Raw genomic sequence first — 14,892 nt, forward strand, 5'->3', positions numbered from 1 at the left:
TGTCGGATCACGCGGCCTTGCGGACGGCGTCGCAGATCTGGTCGACCATCGCCTCGACCAGCTTCTTGTCCTCGCCTTCGGCCATGACCCGGATCAGCGGTTCGGTGCCCGATTTGCGGATGACGAGCCGGCCGCTGCCGTTGAGCTTCTGCTCGGCATCGGCGATCGCGGCGATGACCTTGTCGTTCTTGAGCGGCTCGCCGCCCGCGAAGCGGACATTCTTGAGGAGCTGCGGCAGCGGATCGAACTGGTGAAGCAGCTCGCTCGCGGGCTTGCCGCTTTCGACGAGCTGGGCGAGCACCTGAAGCGCCGCGACCATGCCGTCGCCGGTCGTCGCATGGTCGGACATGACGATATGGCCCGACTGCTCGCCGCCGATGTTGAAACCCTCGGCGCGCATCGCCTCGACCACATAGCGATCGCCGACCTGGGTGCGATGGAGCGAGAGCCCCTTCCCGCCGAGATAGCGCTCGAGGCCGAGGTTCGACATGACCGTCGCGACGATGCCGCCGCCGCGCAGTTCGCCGCGCTGCTGGGCGCCGGTGGCGACCAGCGCCATCAGCTGGTCGCCGTCGACGACCTTGCCCTCATTGTCGACGATGATCAGCCGGTCGGCGTCGCCGTCGAGCGCGATGCCGATGTCGGCACGCGTCTCCCGCACCTTGTCCTGCAGGGCTCGGGTATCGGTCGATCCGCATTGCTCGTTGATGTTTACCCCGTTGGGGCTGACGCCGATCGAGATCAGGTCTGCGCCCAGCTCCCACAAGGCGAGCGGCGCCACTTCATAGGCGGCGCCATGGGCGCAATCGACGACGATGCGCAGCCCGTCGAGGCGGAGATGTTCCGGAAAGCTCGACTTGATCGCGTGAACGTAGCGGCCGCGCGCGTCCTCGACCCGGCGGGCGCGGCCGATATCGGCCGAGGCCGCGAGCCGGACGGGTTTTTCGAGGCGCGCCTCGATCGCCGCCTCGTCGGCATCGGACAGCTTGTAGCCGTCGGGACCGAACAGCTTGATGCCATTGTCGGCGAACATGTTGTGGCTGGCGGAGATCATCACGCCGATGTCGGCCCGCATCGAGCGGGTCAGCATCGCCACCGCCGGGGTCGGCATCGGGCCGAGCAGGACGACGTCCATGCCGACGCTGGTGAAACCCGCGACGAGCGCCGATTCCATCATATAGCCCGACAGGCGGGTGTCCTTGCCGATGACGACCCGGTGACGATGTTCGCCACGCACGAAATGCGCGCCGGCCGCCTGGCCGACCTTCATGGCGATCTCGGCGGTCATCGGGCTTTCGTTGGTCCGGCCGCGAATGCCGTCGGTACCGAAATATTTACGCGCCATACCACCCGTCCCCACGGAAATTCGCTCGCTCAATGCGCCGATTTGCGGGGCGGCTCAAGCCTTTAACCCCTCTCCCCGCCGGGGAGAGGGCTGGGAGAGGGACTGGCGTAGAGCTGGAGCCCCTCCTCACGCGCCTCCCCCCTTCTCCCGCCAACGGACGCGGACGTTACCGCTCATACGCCTTGGGCAGCCCCTTCTCGACCGGGTCGAGATAGCGGTCGCGCAGCCTGGTCTGGCGGCTCGTCGTCGGCTGCGCGACGCCGTCGATCCAGATCGCGGTCGGCGCGGAGGAGAGTTCGAGCGGATCGCCGTCCCAGATCACCACATCGGCACGGCGGCCGGGCCGGAGCGATCCGATCTCGCCGTCCATGCCGATGGCGGCGGCTGGCCTGGAGGTGATCGTCGCGAAGGCCGCGCCCCAATCCAGCCCCTGCGCGCCGGGGATCTTCGTCAGAGCGACGAGGTTGCCGGCATATTGGGCGAGATAGGATTCATAGGGCCCCTCCGAAATATCGGCGTTGGAGATGGCGACGGTGACCCCCGCCCGCGACAGGCGGCCGACGTTCGACTGGGTCGCGGCGATCGACTCGAACCTCTCGGGCAGGTCGAGCAGCGCCGCGGCGATCACGGGCACGCCCGCCGCCGCGATGCGGCCGGCGACCATCCAGCCTTCGGTCGCGCCGACCAGCACCATTCGGATCGCCGGATACTGCTTCTTGAGCGCGAGCACCGAGCGAATGTCGGCGGCCCGCTCGACATGGACGAGCAGCGGCTGGGTGCCGCGCAGCACCGGGCCGAGCGCCTCGGCATCCTGGCGCGTGATCAGCGCGTCCTTGCTGACGAAATCGGCCGAGGCGGGATTGGCCGCCGCGCCGAGCGCGGTCTTGAGCAGCGCATAGGCCGCCGGACGGCTGCCGCCCGCCGGGCCCATCGCGTCCTCGCCCATCTCGACGAACTGGAAGGCGCGCGGGCGCGTCACCGGGTCGAGATCGGCGCCGAGGTCGATCACCGCCCCCTGCCCGCCGAACATGGTGTTGCCCGCCGACGGTATCACGAAGGCGCGGGTGACCCCGGCCGCGCGTTCGACGCCGATCCGCTGGCCGGTCGGATTGATCGCGGTCGACACGTCGAGCGCGGCCGAGAAGGGCGACTTGTCGGCCCCCAGGTCGTTGGTCTCCGACATGCCATAGCCTTCCATCAGCCCCAGCGTGCTGACGCCGGCGACGATGCCGGGCGAGACCCATTTGCCGGTCGCATCGACGACCTTCGCTCCCGCGGGCACCGCGATGCCGGCGCCGGCCGCGACGACCTTGCCGTTCGCGATGACCACGGTGCCCCCCCGGATCGGCTGCGATCCGTCGCCGATCGCGACGGTGCCGCCGGTGATGGCGATGGTTTCGGCGAACAGCGGTGCGGCGAGCACAAGCGCCAGGACACCGGCAAGCGTTCGCGTCGAGCGCAGTCGAGACTTGTCCCGGGAGCCGGCGTCCCTCGACTTCGCTCGTGACGAACGGAGCATGTGGAACTTCATCATTTCACATCTCCCTCGCCGGGCTGGCCCAGCTCGAAGTCGCTCACCGGACGCAGCTTCGGATCGTTGGCGTCGTAAAGCATGGCGCCGTCGATCCAGACCTTTTCGGGCCGGGTGTAGACGCTGAGCGGATTGCCGTTCCACAGGACGACGTCGCCCATCTTTCCGGGCTTCAGGCTGCCGGTGCGGTCGGCGATTCCCAGCGCCCGGGCCGGAGCGATCGCGAGCCAGGTCCAGGCCTGCTCGTCACTGATCGTGAAGCCCGCCCGCCGTCCGGCGGCGAGCGCCTTGGCGACCTCCTGGTTGAGCCGCTGGATGCCGTTCTGATCGTCGGAATGGATCATCACGCAGGTGCCGGCATTGTGGAGGATCGCGAGATTCTCGCGGATGCCGTCATAGCTTTCCATCTTGAAGCCGTACCAGTCGGCCCAGACGGCGGCGCAGGTGCCGTTCGCCTTCAGCAGATCGGCGATCTTGTAGGCTTCGACGGCGTGGTGGAAGGCGGTGACCTTGTAGCCGAACTCCTTCGCCATATCGAGCACGATGGCCATCTCGTCGGCGCGGTAGCAATGGTTGTGGACGAGGATCTCGCCGTTGAGCACGCCCATCAGCGTGTCCATGGCGACGTCGCGGGTCGGCGCCTCGCCGCCCTTCTCCTCATATTTGTCCCACTTCCGCTTATACTCGGTCGCCTTGATCCAGGTTTGCCGGTCGACCGCGACATTGCCCATGCGGGTCGACGGCTCGCGATTCTTGCCGCCGTAGACGCGCTTGGGATTCTCGCCACAGGCCATTTTCAGGCCATAGGGTGCGCCGGGAAACTTCATCCCCTGCACCGTCCGCGCATAGACGTTCTTGAGCGTCACCGAGCGGCCGCCGAACAAATTGGCCGAACCGGGCAGGATCTGCAGCGTCGTCACGCCGCCATTGGCGAGCGCGCGGCTGAAGCCCGGGTCCTGCGGCCAGACGCTGTGCTCGGCCCACACCTGGGCGGTGACCGGCGCGGTCGCCTCGTTGCCGTCGGCCAGCGCCTTGACGCCGGGCGAGGGATAGTCGCCGAGATGGCTGTGGACGTCGATGACGCCGGGGGTCACCCACTTGCCCTTGCCGTCGATCACCATGGTTCCAGCCGGAACGGCGAGATCGGGACCACCGACCGCGGTCACCCTGCCGTCGGCCAGCAGGACGGTACCGTCCTCGATCCGCCCCCCTTCGCCGTCATAGACGGTCGCGTGGACGATCGCCGTCGGCGCGCCAGCATAGGGCCGGTAGGTCGACGGGAAGGGATCATGATCGAAGCCCTTGCCCTTGCCGGGCGGCGGCGCGTCGGACGATGCGGATTTGGGCGCGGCCCCGCTGGTGCAGGCGGTGAGCGCGAGCGCCACCGCGACCGAGAGTTTCAGCTTGTTATTGTACACCATGCATCCACTTCTTGATGAACGGCGAAAGGACCAGGAGGACGGCGCCAATGCTCACCGAAGCGAGGCCGATCGTCTGGAAGACGCCGGCATAGGTCTCGAGGCTGACCTTGAGGTTGGTCACCTGACCGCCGACCGTCTCGACGCTGGCGACCTGGGCGACGATGCCGGCGACATATTGGGCACAGCTGATCGACAGGAACCACAGCCCCATCATCAGCCCGACGACTCGCGCGATCGACAGTTTGGTGATCATCGACAGGCCGACCGGCGAGATGCACAGCTCGGCCATCGAGTGGATCAGGTAGAGCAGCGCCAGCCACCAGACCGAGACCTTGAAGTCGGGCCCGGCATAAGCGGTGCCCCACACCAGCGCGAGGAAGCCGAGGCCGACGCCAGCGAGCGCGATCGCGAACTTGACCGGGATCGAGGGTTCCAGCCCCCGGCGGCCGAGCGCGCCCCACAGGATCGAGGTCAGCGGCGCCAGCACGACGATGAAGAAGGCGTTGAAGAACTGGGTCTGCCCGGCAGACATCGTGAAGATGCCGAAGATCGACAGATCGGTGTTGCGGTCGGCGAACAGGGTGAGCGAGGAGCCCGCCTGCTCGAACAGCGTCCAGAAGACGACGTTGAAGACGATCATCACGATCGCCGCGATCATCATCTGGAACTCGACCTTGTTGCCGGCCTTCAGCGCCCAGAGCGGAATCAGGATGACCGAGGCGAGAAAGGTCGCGAACAGGACCTTGCCCATGATCGGCAGGCCCAGCAGATAGCCGACGATCCCGCCGCCCTCCTCGGGCGCCGGGCTGCTCATCAGGTTGACGAACAGGAACCAGCCGATCGGGACGACCGCGAGCGCGGCGATGTAGATCAGCAGGCTGCGATCCTTCTCCTGCCCCTCGGGCGGATCGCCATAGCCCTTGAGCTTGTCGCCCGCGAACTGGATCAGCGCCCAGCTGATCATCATGCCGATCGCGGCGAGGCCGAACCCCGCCCACCAGCCGAGCGCTACCGCGAGGAACGGGCAGAGGATCTGCGAGAAGAGCGAGCCGAGGTTGATGCCCATGTAGAAGATGGTGAAGCCCGCATCGCGCCGCCGGTCCCCCTTCTCGTACAGTGCGCCGACGATCGTCGAGATATTGGGTTTGAAGAAGCCGTTGCCGACGGTGAGCAGGCTCAGCGCGATCAGCATCAGCGTGGTGTGGAAGGGATCGCGGTCGGCGTCGGCCGCGAAGCCGCCCTTGGCGACCGAGCGGGCGATCGCGCCGTCCGGGGCGACGAGGTCGACGGTGCCGTCCTCCTGCCCCTTGATCGCGAGCTGCCGCCCGCCGTCGAGGACATATTGCTGCTTGGCGGCGTCGATCACCACCTCGTAGCGGCTGCCGTCGATCATCGCATAGGGCTTGGCGGTCTGGCCGCCGAAGCAGAGCAGGAAATAGGCGATCGACATCAGGATCGCGCCGAACTTCACCGACTTCTTCGAGCCGAGATAGCGATCGGCGAGCAGGCCGCCGATCAACGGGGTCAGGTAGACCAGCGCGGTGAAGCCGCCATAGAGACCGTTGGTTGTCTGGTCGCTGAACAGGAAATGCTGGGTGAGGTAGAGGGTGAGCAGCGCCCTCATGCCGTAATAGCCGAAGCGTTCCATCGCCTCGGTCGAGAAGAGCCTCGCCAGCTGCCTCGGATGGCCGAACCAGGTGTCGCCGTCGGATCGGCTCATATGCGGCGATGCGGGCTCGGTGGTCGCGTCAGCATCGGGATTGACCATGAAGTTCTTTCTGTTCTGCGTGGTCGGCGCGCGGTGCTCCCCCTAAGGACGGCGCGACCTTCATGGACGCCGACGATAGCAACGATTCCCGCGCTGTGAAGCGGTTATTGTTTCGATTGAAAGGACATTGCCCACTCTAGCGGGTTCAACGAAACAGAATTACCCCATGGTTCGATCTTCTCCCCAAGTTGGCGGAAATATGTCCGAATGGGCGCGTGTTTCCGAGACCGTTGTCCCGCCAAGGGCTAGCGCCTAGATGATGGCCATGTTCAACGATCTGTCCTCCACCTCCGCCCTCCTCGCCACCCGCCGCTCGGGCAAGCCGCGCGACATGATCGCGCCGGGCCCGGATGGCGTGCAACTCCGGCAAATCCTCGAGGCCGCGATGCGCGTGCCCGATCATGGCAAGCTGGCCCCCTGGCGCTTCGTGATCGTCGAGGCCGGGCGCCGCGCCGCCTTCGCCGACCTGCTGAAGGACGCCTATCGCGCCGAGAAGCCGGAGGCCGGTCGGCTGGAGCTGGAAGCGATGGAGCAGTTCGCGCAGCAGGCGCCGGTGATGGTCGCGGTGCTCTCGACCCCGGCGCAGAACAGCAAGATTCCGCTGTGGGAACAGGAATTGTCGGCGGGTGCCGTCTGCATGAACCTGCTACTCGCCACCCATGCCGCCGGCTTCGTCGGCAGCTGGTTGACCGGCTGGCCCGCCTATAATGGCCAAGTGCTTGAATCGCTTGGCGGATCGCCGAACGACCGGATCGCAGGCTTCCTTTTCCTCGGTTCGCCGGGGCGCGATCTGGAGGAACGTCCCCGCCCGGCCTACGAAGCTATCGTTTCGACGTGGAAAGGTTGATTGCCATTGACGCGCCATGCTGTGTTAGCACAGTGTAACGCCATGAGCAGCCAGGATCGCCCCGTCTATCTCCGTCTTCGCGACATCATAGCCGAGTCGATCCTCGACGGCACTTATGGCGACGGGGATGCCCTTCCCTCGGTCCGCGTCTTCGCCGCGCAGCATGGCGCCAATCCGTTGACCGCGGCAAAGGCCTATCAGGGCTTCCAGGACGAGGGCTATGTGACGGTGAAGCGCGGCGTCGGCATGTTCGTCGCCGAAGGCGCGACCGACCGCCTCCGCCGCGAGGCGCGCGACACCTTCCTGCGCGACGAATGGCCGCGCGTGGTCCGCAGCATGCGCCGCCTGCGCATCGAACCGAGCGACCTGCTCGAACGGGTCGAGGGCTGACGCCTTCGACCGCCGTCCCGGCCAATATATCGCCGGGCTTGCTCCTCTCGCGCCATCGCTATAGCGGCGCGGCGTGACCAAACCTCTGATCCTTCCCGCCGACCGGGCCGGCATCGCCGAAGCCGCCGCACTGATCGCGCGCGGACTGCCCGTGGCGGTGCCCAGCGAGACGGTCTACGGCCTTGCCGGCGACGCGACGTCGGGCGAGGCGGTCGCGGCGATCTACGCCGCCAAGGGACGACCGAGCTTCAACCCTCTGATCGTCCACGTCACCGATATCGCCATGGCCGAACGGGTCGCGATCCTCTCCGCGCTGGCGCGCCGCATGGCCGCGCACTTCTGGCCGGGCCCCCTGACGATGGTGCTGCCGATCGCGCCGGGTTCGCCGGTGGCCAGCCTGGCGACTGCGGGGCTTTCGACCGTGGCGGTACGCATGCCGTCCCACCCCGCGATCCGCGCGCTGATCGCGGCGAGCGGGCGCCCCCTCGCCGCGCCGTCGGCCAATGCCAGCGGTTCGATCAGCGCGACCCGCGCCGACCATGTCGCGCGCTCGCTGGCCGGACGCATCCCGCTGGTGCTCGACGACGGCCCGACGGCAGTCGGCATCGAATCGACGATCGTCGCGGTGGAAGACGATCGGCTGCGGCTGCTGCGCCCGGGCAGCATCACCATCGAGATGCTGTCCCAGGCCTCGGGCGTGCCGGTCGTGGCCGCCGGCGACACGGCGATCGAGGCGCCCGGCCAGATGGCCAGCCATTATGCCCCGTCGAAACCGGTACGGCTCGGCGCGCTCGCGCCGCGGGACGGCGAATATCTCATCGGCTTCGGCGCGATCGCCGGCGATGCCTGCCTTTCACCGGCCGGGAACCTGGCCGAGGCGGCGGCGCGGCTGTTCGATCTGCTGCATGCGGCGGATCAATCGGCCGCGACCGCGATCGCCGTCGCGCCGATCCCGGCTGACGGCCTGGGCCTGGCGATCAACGACCGGCTGAGGCGCGCGGCAGCACCGCGATAATGCCTTCCCGAGGCCCCGGGAAGGCATTGGCAGGTCAGACCTTCGCGCCGTCCTTCAGGCGGGCGGCATAGCTCTTGCGAAACTTCGCGAGCTTGGGGGCCACCACCATCACGCAATAGCCGTTGCTGGCCCCTTCACGGGCGAAATATTCCTGATGATAGTCCTCGGCGACATACCAGGGCGCGTCGGGTTCGATCGTGGTGACGATCCGCTCGGGCCAGTCGGGCTGCGCCCGCTCGATCGCCGCCTTCGCCTCGGCCGCCTGCTCCGGCGAATTGGGAAAGATGGCCGACCGATATTGCGAGCCGACATCGTTGCCCTGCCGGTTGAGCTGGCTCGGATCGTGGACATGGAAGAAGATGTCGAGCAGGTCACCATAGCCGATCACATCGGGATCGAAGGTGACGCGGATCGCCTCGGCATGCCCGGTGTCGCCGTTGCAGACCTGCTTGTAGGTCGGATGGGGGACATGCCCGCCGATATAGCCGCTCTCGACCGACTCGACGCCGATCACGTCATCGAACACCGCTTCCACGCACCAGAAGCAGCCACCGGCCAATGTCGCGATTTCCCGGGCCATATCGTTCTCCTTTTGACGCCAGCGAAGATAGGCAGTCGTTGCGGGGATACAATGCCGCCGCGGACGACGTCGCCCGGCGTCCGGATCGCCTCGCCGGGCGACCTGCATGAGGCGGAGCAGTCATCGCGACCTGGCTTGCAAGGCCTTCGACCGAGAGCGTGTGGATTTCGAAGATGCCGGGACCAAGCTCGACCGGGAAGCTCAATGGAGGTGGCCGGCGCGTTATCGGCAGCGTTCGGAATCCGTCCTGTGCGAAGCCATGTCGTCCACGCCGGCAGACATCCTTCACGCTCCATATCGAGCGGATGATATTTTACTGGTGCCTTTCTGAGTTTTCTCCGATAAGCCCTCGTTACAGCTCCGAAATTTCTGAAATCCAAATTCTCGATATACGTATTGTCCACATATGGACTTAAACATCCGTTCAAAGGAATTCGATTTTCAGATTCGAATGGTTTTCATCCGAAATTTTACTTTGTACTTTTTACAAAGTAACAGTAGTTTACAATTTGAATTTAAATCATCCATATGATGGATAAAGTGATATTCGCTAAGTTCATCGATAACATTGCGACAACCAACGTCAGTGATGCGGGTTTGGGATCTTCGTAAAACAAGCCAGCCTCCGCAATCGAAGGACAGTCAAGTCGACCGCTATGGCTGCCGCTACGTTGCCGAAGGTTTGCAGGCGCGGAACGCCGGGCCTGACCATTTGCGACAGATGCGGCCCGTCGACCCAAGGAAGAAAAGATGGCGATGCCGCGAGCCTTGAATGCCCGTACCCAGGAAGCTCGCTGGAGATCATCCCAATTGACGAACAGACGGCCCGCGATCCTCGTCGTCGAGGACCAGATCATCATAGCGACCGCGATGCGGGATTCCCTGATCGAACTGGGAGCCGACGTCGTCGGTCCCTGCCTGACCCTGCAAAATGCCCTTGATGTCGCCGTGTCGGCCAAGATCGATGCGGCCGTGCTCGATGTCTGGCTCAACGGCCAGCTATGCTATCCGGTGGCCGATCTGCTGGCGAGGCGGCGTATCCCGTTTCTGTTTACGAGCGGCGTGAGCATTGGCCGCGAGCCGCCCCAGTTCCACAATTCGCCGAGACTGCTGAAGCCTTTCTCCAGCCAGGAACTCCACGCCGCCCTTTCGGCATTATGGACGGCGGCCCCCATCGCCTGATCGCCCGCGCGATGAGCGGCGCCCTCGCTGTCCCGGCAATCGTCCCTTTCGTCGCAAATGCTGATCCAGGTTGCAGCCGCGATTCCGAAAAGAGCCTATAAGGCGGAGCGTTCCGGCGATGAGCGGTACGGAGATGCGCGGCGACACATCGGTCGTCGTCGAACCGTCGACGCGACGGATTTCGGGGGATTGCCCTCGCACCCGATTCCCGCGGCGCTTCGGCCATGGCGACCCTACCCCTTTGTCCGCCATGTATAAGGAACCAGATCGATGACCGAGAAGGATATCACCTATTTCGAGCGGAGAGCCGCCCAGGAAAAACAGGCCGCGGCACAAGCCGGGTGCGGCGAGGCCCGGCGAGCCCACCTGATGCTGGCCAGCGTCCATGGACAGGCCGCCGCGAGAGAACGCCAGTTGATCGACGAACGGCGGCCCCGTGTCGCCGAAGCGAAAGAGCGATGACGCATCGCGTCCGCCTCGGGTTCGGAGGCGGCGCGCGCGAGGCCGGCGGTCGTTCGCGGACGCCATGAGCCGCCTGCCCTATTCCCGCACCGGACGGAAGGAACGGAGCGACGGCCCCACAGGGCGGAGGACATTGAGCCATGCGGCGCTCGCGCTCCTGCTGATATCGGTGCTGCTCGGTTCGCTTGGCTGGGGCCTTTCCGGACTGGGCTGAGCGCGGCTCCCCGAAAGGCGCCCCTGCGGCGCGGGGAAATACCAGAGGGCCTGTAAGCCGGGTTCTGTCCACCGGCCCAGGATTGCTCCACGGCCGGATGGGCGATCATTCCTCTAGGACCGGACTTGCATCCGGCCTCCAGCAATCAACCCGGACGACCGGGCGGAGTAGCCCATGCGCCGTCCCTATTCGATCTTGCTCCCGGTGGGGTTTACCATGCCGTTCCCGTTGCCGGGTCCGCGGTGCGCTCTTACCGCACCCTTTCCACCTTGCCCGGAGCCCGGAAACCGGACCCGCCGGGCGGTCTGCTTTCTGTGGCACTGTCCCTGGGGTCGCCCCCGCCGGGCGTTACCCGGCACCGTCACTCCTTGGAGCCCGGACTTTCCTCCCCGCATCGCTGCGCGGCGACCGCCCGGCCCTCTGGTGGAAAGCCCTCTAAGCGGCTTTGGAGACGCGTTCAAGAGAGGGCGACTTCCGGGTCGACGGATGATCCCCATGCCTCGAGACCGCGCTAGACGTCCTTCTTCGGCTCCAGCAGGCCGTCGCCCTCGCGGTGGAGCAGCAGGCGGAGCAGGATCGCCCGGCATTCGCCGTCTGCGATCCCGTCGATCCGCTCGGGACGGAAGCGGCGCTGAAAGGCGGTGACGGCGGCGGGCCCGTCGCTGACATCGTAGCCGAAGCGGTCCAGCGCGAGCAGGAAGCCGCCGGGCGTCCAGTGCGGGTCGGCGAGACCGTGGCGCGGGCGGCGCAGTGCGAGGCCGAGCTTGCCGAGCAGGTCCCAGTCGAACAGCTCGCCCGGATCCTGCTTGCGCCGGGGGGCAATGTCCGAATGACCGACGACATTGGCCGGCTCGATCGGATAGCGGCTGGTGATGTTCGAGATCAGCGGGACCAGCGCATCCATCTGCGGCTTCGGAAAAGGCCGATAGCCGATCTCATGGCCGGGATTGACGATCTCGATCCCGATGCTGGCCGAGTTGACGTCGGTGGTGCCGCGCCAGCTCGACTGCCCGGCATGCCAGGCGCGGCGCGACTCGGGGACAAGGCGCATTATCTGGCCGTCCTCGGCGACCAGATAATGGCTGGAAACCTTCGCTTCGGGGTCGGTCAGCCGCGCGATCGCCGATGCCGCGTCCTGCATGCCGGTATAGTGAAGCACCACCATGCTGATCGGCAGGGTTCGCTCGTCATGATTGGGCGACGGGCAATCGATGATCTCGTCCATGTCGGACGCTTAGAGCCTGATCGTTTGAGGAGGAAGCGCTTTGCGCTTGCTCCGACCCGGAGCGGGCGTGCGACAGGCCCCGCGCGCCCGCTGGCCGATAGACCATCGGCAGTTCGCTGTCGGCCACGAAGCGGGTCGAGCCCTGCACCGTCTCCCCTGCCCCCAGCAGCAGTCCGCCGTCCTGGGCGATCGCCAGCGAAAGTCCTTCGAGCATCTGGTGCCGCCGCTCGGCCGAGAAATAGAGCAGCGCGTTGCGGCACAGGATCAGGTCGAAGCGGCCGCCGGCCGGCGGGGGGCCCAGAAGATTGTGGCGCTGGAAGGTGACGTAGGACGCCAGCTGGGGCTTCGCGCGCCAGCCCTGGTCCAGTACCGGATCGAACCAGGCGATCAGCTGCCGGATCGGCAGGCCGCGCTGCACCTCGAACTGGGTATAGAGTCCGTCCCGCGCCTGCTCGATGGCCGATCGCGAGATGTCGCTGCCGACGATGTCGATCCGCCATCCGGCCCAGCGCTCGCGCTGTTCGGCGAACAGCATCGCCAGCGAATAGGCTTCCTGCCCGGTCGAGCAGGCCGCCGACCAGATGCGGATGCGCTTCTCCCGCTCGCGCGCCGCCGCCAGCCGGGGCAGCAGTGCCTCGCTGAGCTGGGTAAACACCCCGGCGTCGCGGAAGAAGCTCGTCTCGTTGTTGAGCAGCGCGTCGATCATGTCGAGCGACAGTCCGCGGTCCAGGCCCCGTTCCAGTGCCAGGGCGAGATGGTCGAAGCTCTCTATGCACCGCGCCTTGCAGAAGGGGGTCAGGGTGGTGCCGATCCGCCAGAAGCGATCCTGCGACAATGTCTGGCCCGTGGCCTGCTCGAACAGGCGGGCGATGGCCATGGCCGCCCGCGGACTTACTTCCATGCGCCACCGGCGTTGCGATCGCAGACGTGGCGGGCGAGGTCTTCGGGCGACATGACCAGCGAGGCGAGCCCGGCCTGCGCGACCGATCCGGGCATGCCCCATACCACCGAGGTTGCGGAATCCTGCGCCAGTATCTCGCCCCCCGCGGCGACCATCGCTTCGGCGCCGATCGTGCCGTCGCGGCCCATGCCGGTGAGCACGACGCCGACACCCTCGCCGCCGAACATCTCCGCCATTGCCTCGAACATCGGGTCGACCGACGGCATACAGCGGCTGGGCGCCGGAGCGGGATCGATCCGCACCACGACGCGCGAACCGCTGCGTGCGAGGCGGACATGCCCCTCGCCCGGGGCCACCAGCATCTCGCCCGGCACCAGCGGCGTCCCCTCGGCCGCGACCGTGGTGGGTCGACCGGCGATATCGCGTAGCTGGGCCGCGAAATAGGGCATGAACGGTGGCGGCAGATGCTGGGTGATAAGGATCGGCGCACGGAAATCGGGGGTCAGGCGACGCAGGAAGGCCGACAGCGCGTGGAGCCCGCCCGTCGAAGCGCCGATAGCCAGGCAGGCGATCTTGCCGCTTCGGGTCGGGCGCAGCGCGACCATCGGCGTCTTCGCCGCCGGGCGCGGCGTCGTGTCGGCCCCCCTGCGATCGGGGCGCTGGACCCGATGATTGGCATGGCCGATGCGGAGCAGCGCATCGATGAACTTGTGCGAGAACTCGCCCGCGAAATTGCCGGCGGTCGGCTTGAGCAGCGTGTCTGCCGCGCCAAGGGTCAATGCGCGCACCGTGGCCGAAGCGCCCGCCTCCGCGGCCGACGAGACGATCAGGACGCGCGCGCCGTGGCTCGCCTCCAGGATCTCCGGCAGCGCGGTCAGCCCGTCCTTGCCGGGCATCTCGACGTCGAGGACGACGATGTCGATATCATGGCTGCTGAGGAACTGGATCGCCTGGTCGGCGGTGGGGGCGGCGCCCGCTATCTCGAATTCGGAGCGGCCGTCCAGCAGGCGTGCCAGAACGGTCCTGGCGACGAGGGAATCGTCGACCAGCAGCACGCGGATCGGACGAGGCTGGCCCCGTCCGGCGTCGGTGGCGGCCACCCTGGCGCTGCCGCTGAGTCCCCCCCGAGACATGGTTCAGGCGACGCCCACCAGGTGCAGCTTGCTCTCCAGCGTCTCTCGATCGAACGGCTTCATCATATATTCGTCCGCACCCGCCTCGATCGCGGCGCGGATATGCGCGACGTCGTTCTCGGTTGTGCAGAACACGACCTTCGGCCGCTGGACGAAGTCCGAGCCCAGCGACCGCAGGAACTCCATGCCGCTCATCACCGGCATGTTCCAGTCGAGCAGGATAACGTCGGGCAGGTCGCCCGCATGGCAGCGATCCAGCGCCTCGCGGCCATCGCCGGCCTCCTCGACGTTGAAGTGGAGCGCCTCCAATATGTGACGGGCGACCTTTCGGATCACCTTGGAATCATCCACTACCAGGCAGGTCTTCATCACGGTCTTCCGTCTTGGATGGGCATTTCGACTATCTCTAGCCCCGGACCGGTAAGCGCCCCGTTAACGGCCTTGTCAGGCGGCAATCTCGACCGGCCCGGCGATGAGCGCGGCGATGTCGATCAGCAGCAAGGGTTCGCCCTCATGTTCGAGCACGCCGTTGGAATAGCGAGCCCATCCCGCCGACAGCAGCGCGCGGGGCTGGCTCGGGACGCCCTCGATCGCGACGACGTCGTCCACGTCGTCGACCAGGATGCCATAGAGATGACCGTCGACATGGACGATCACCGCCTGCTTCTCCCCCTCGCCGCTCCGCCCGGTGCCGAGCGCGGCGATCGTGTCGATCACCGTCAGCACCCGGCTCCGCAGGGCGAACAGGCCGAAGACATGGGGCGGCGCGCTGGGCACCGGCGCGATGTCCTCGATCTCGACGACCGATTCGACGAAGGCGGCCGGCAGCAGCGACCGCTGACCGGCGATTTCGACGATGAGGTAGAGATGATTCATGG

The 14,892-nt window shown here is 66.5% G+C and carries 16 protein-coding genes and 1 other RNA gene; 6 read left to right on the forward strand and 11 right to left on the reverse strand.

What is annotated here, in order from left to right; all coding sequences use genetic code 11:
• Positions 1-7: 7 nt before the first annotated feature.
• The 4 genes from glmM to ASE22_RS12260 all read right to left on the reverse strand — a co-directional run bounded on the left by glmM (position 8) and on the right by ASE22_RS12260 (position 6,065).
• The gene (glmM, locus tag ASE22_RS12245; protein ID WP_056359526.1) at positions 8-1,345 is read right to left on the reverse strand and encodes a phosphoglucosamine mutase; all 1,338 of its coding nucleotides are present in this window, start codon (positions 1,343-1,345) and stop codon (positions 8-10) included.
• A 166-nt stretch (positions 1,346-1,511) separates the two neighbouring features.
• Positions 1,512-2,879 (reverse strand): amidohydrolase family protein, encoded by a 1,368-nt coding sequence (locus tag ASE22_RS12250; protein ID WP_235536420.1) that lies wholly within the window; start codon positions 2,877-2,879, stop codon positions 1,512-1,514.
• Positions 2,876-4,297 carry an amidohydrolase gene (locus ASE22_RS12255; protein WP_056359529.1) on the reverse strand — a complete coding sequence of 474 codons (1,422 nt, stop codon included), beginning with the start codon at positions 4,295-4,297 and terminating at the stop codon, positions 2,876-2,878. Before ASE22_RS12255 ends, ASE22_RS12250 begins: the two co-directional genes overlap by 4 nt.
• Positions 4,284-6,065 carry a peptide MFS transporter gene (locus ASE22_RS12260; protein ID WP_056359532.1) on the reverse strand — a complete coding sequence of 594 codons (1,782 nt, stop codon included), beginning with the start codon at positions 6,063-6,065 and terminating at the stop codon, positions 4,284-4,286. Before ASE22_RS12260 ends, ASE22_RS12255 begins: the two co-directional genes overlap by 14 nt.
• Before the next feature lie 265 nt (positions 6,066-6,330).
• On the opposite strand from ASE22_RS12260, the gene ASE22_RS12265 reads away from it, so the two are divergent.
• From ASE22_RS12265 to ASE22_RS12275, 3 genes are all read left to right on the forward strand, one after another.
• The gene (locus ASE22_RS12265; RefSeq protein ID WP_056361144.1) at positions 6,331-6,912 is read left to right on the forward strand and encodes a nitroreductase family protein; all 582 of its coding nucleotides are present in this window, start codon (positions 6,331-6,333) and stop codon (positions 6,910-6,912) included.
• 42 nt (positions 6,913-6,954) lie between these two features.
• On the forward strand, positions 6,955-7,302 hold the full coding sequence (locus ASE22_RS12270; RefSeq protein WP_056359535.1) for a GntR family transcriptional regulator: 348 nt from the start codon (positions 6,955-6,957) through the stop codon (positions 7,300-7,302).
• 73 nt (positions 7,303-7,375) lie between these two features.
• The gene (locus tag ASE22_RS12275) at positions 7,376-8,317 is read left to right on the forward strand and encodes an L-threonylcarbamoyladenylate synthase (RefSeq protein ID WP_056359538.1); all 942 of its coding nucleotides are present in this window, start codon (positions 7,376-7,378) and stop codon (positions 8,315-8,317) included.
• 34 nt (positions 8,318-8,351) lie between these two features.
• Here ASE22_RS12275 and msrA read toward each other — a convergent pair whose 3' ends face one another.
• Complete coding sequence (gene msrA / locus ASE22_RS12280) at positions 8,352-8,897, reverse strand: peptide-methionine (S)-S-oxide reductase MsrA (protein ID WP_056359541.1); 546 nt, start codon at positions 8,895-8,897, stop codon at positions 8,352-8,354.
• Between the two features lie 750 nt (positions 8,898-9,647).
• Here msrA and ASE22_RS12285 point away from each other — a divergent pair.
• From ASE22_RS12285 to ASE22_RS26795, 3 genes are all read left to right on the forward strand, one after another.
• A complete protein-coding gene (locus ASE22_RS12285; protein ID WP_235536421.1) occupies positions 9,648-10,079 on the forward strand; it encodes a response regulator in 432 nt (143 codons plus the stop codon).
• A 270-nt stretch (positions 10,080-10,349) separates the two neighbouring features.
• Positions 10,350-10,541: a hypothetical protein gene (locus ASE22_RS12290; protein ID WP_056359546.1), complete on the forward strand. Its 192-nt coding sequence runs from the start codon at positions 10,350-10,352 to the stop codon at positions 10,539-10,541.
• Positions 10,542-10,605: 64 nt separating this feature from the next.
• On the forward strand, positions 10,606-10,755 hold the full coding sequence (locus ASE22_RS26795) for a hypothetical protein (RefSeq protein ID WP_156397301.1): 150 nt from the start codon (positions 10,606-10,608) through the stop codon (positions 10,753-10,755).
• A 37-nt stretch (positions 10,756-10,792) separates the two neighbouring features.
• Here ASE22_RS26795 and rnpB read toward each other — a convergent pair.
• The 6 genes from rnpB to ASE22_RS12315 form a co-directional block, all read right to left on the reverse strand.
• Positions 10,793-11,179, reverse strand: an RNA gene (gene rnpB / locus ASE22_RS15170) — RNase P RNA component class A.
• Between the two features lie 87 nt (positions 11,180-11,266).
• On the reverse strand, positions 11,267-11,980 hold the full coding sequence (locus tag ASE22_RS12295; protein WP_056359549.1) for an N-acetylmuramoyl-L-alanine amidase: 714 nt from the start codon (positions 11,978-11,980) through the stop codon (positions 11,267-11,269).
• Complete coding sequence (locus ASE22_RS12300) at positions 11,943-12,857, reverse strand: CheR family methyltransferase (protein ID WP_235536422.1); 915 nt, start codon at positions 12,855-12,857, stop codon at positions 11,943-11,945. The genes ASE22_RS12295 and ASE22_RS12300 overlap by 38 nt, the downstream gene beginning before the upstream one ends.
• A 14-nt stretch (positions 12,858-12,871) precedes the next feature.
• Positions 12,872-14,014 (reverse strand): chemotaxis-specific protein-glutamate methyltransferase CheB, encoded by a 1,143-nt coding sequence (gene cheB / locus ASE22_RS12305; protein WP_235536423.1) that lies wholly within the window; start codon positions 14,012-14,014, stop codon positions 12,872-12,874.
• A 3-nt stretch (positions 14,015-14,017) separates the two neighbouring features.
• Positions 14,018-14,383: a response regulator gene (locus ASE22_RS12310; RefSeq protein ID WP_056359552.1), complete on the reverse strand. Its 366-nt coding sequence runs from the start codon at positions 14,381-14,383 to the stop codon at positions 14,018-14,020.
• A gap of 75 nt (positions 14,384-14,458) precedes the next feature.
• Positions 14,459-14,890 (reverse strand): chemotaxis protein CheW, encoded by a 432-nt coding sequence (locus tag ASE22_RS12315; protein WP_056359556.1) that lies wholly within the window; start codon positions 14,888-14,890, stop codon positions 14,459-14,461.
• Between the last annotated feature and the right edge of the window lie 2 nt (positions 14,891-14,892).

Origin of the sequence: Sphingomonas sp. Root720 (genome assembly GCF_001428605.1) — a bacterium.
Taxonomy (GTDB): Bacteria; Pseudomonadota; Alphaproteobacteria; order Sphingomonadales; family Sphingomonadaceae; genus Rhizorhabdus.

Excerpts from the sequence above, each read along its gene's own strand:
- glmM (WP_056359526.1), bottom strand. The coding sequence starts at position 1,345 with ATGGCGCGTAAATATTTCGGTACCGACGGCATTCGCGGCCGGACCAAC.
- ASE22_RS12250 (WP_235536420.1), bottom strand. The coding sequence starts at position 2,879 with ATGATGAAGTTCCACATGCTCCGTTCGTCACGAGCGAAGTCGAGGGAC.
- ASE22_RS12255 (WP_056359529.1), bottom strand. The coding sequence starts at position 4,297 with ATGGTGTACAATAACAAGCTGAAACTCTCGGTCGCGGTGGCGCTCGCG.
- ASE22_RS12260 (WP_056359532.1), bottom strand. The coding sequence starts at position 6,065 with ATGGTCAATCCCGATGCTGACGCGACCACCGAGCCCGCATCGCCGCAT.
- ASE22_RS12265 (WP_056361144.1), top strand. The coding sequence starts at position 6,331 with ATGTTCAACGATCTGTCCTCCACCTCCGCCCTCCTCGCCACCCGCCGC.
- ASE22_RS12270 (WP_056359535.1), top strand. The coding sequence starts at position 6,955 with ATGAGCAGCCAGGATCGCCCCGTCTATCTCCGTCTTCGCGACATCATA.
- msrA (WP_056359541.1), bottom strand. The coding sequence starts at position 8,897 with ATGGCCCGGGAAATCGCGACATTGGCCGGTGGCTGCTTCTGGTGCGTG.
- ASE22_RS12285 (WP_235536421.1), top strand. The coding sequence starts at position 9,648 with ATGGCGATGCCGCGAGCCTTGAATGCCCGTACCCAGGAAGCTCGCTGG.
- ASE22_RS12290 (WP_056359546.1), top strand. The coding sequence starts at position 10,350 with ATGACCGAGAAGGATATCACCTATTTCGAGCGGAGAGCCGCCCAGGAA.
- ASE22_RS26795 (WP_156397301.1), top strand. The coding sequence starts at position 10,606 with ATGAGCCGCCTGCCCTATTCCCGCACCGGACGGAAGGAACGGAGCGAC.
- ASE22_RS12295 (WP_056359549.1), bottom strand. The coding sequence starts at position 11,980 with ATGGACGAGATCATCGATTGCCCGTCGCCCAATCATGACGAGCGAACC.
- ASE22_RS12300 (WP_235536422.1), bottom strand. The coding sequence starts at position 12,857 with ATGGCCATCGCCCGCCTGTTCGAGCAGGCCACGGGCCAGACATTGTCG.
- cheB (WP_235536423.1), bottom strand. The coding sequence starts at position 14,014 with ATGTCTCGGGGGGGACTCAGCGGCAGCGCCAGGGTGGCCGCCACCGAC.
- ASE22_RS12310 (WP_056359552.1), bottom strand. The coding sequence starts at position 14,383 with ATGAAGACCTGCCTGGTAGTGGATGATTCCAAGGTGATCCGAAAGGTC.
- ASE22_RS12315 (WP_056359556.1), bottom strand. The coding sequence starts at position 14,890 with ATGAATCATCTCTACCTCATCGTCGAAATCGCCGGTCAGCGGTCGCTG.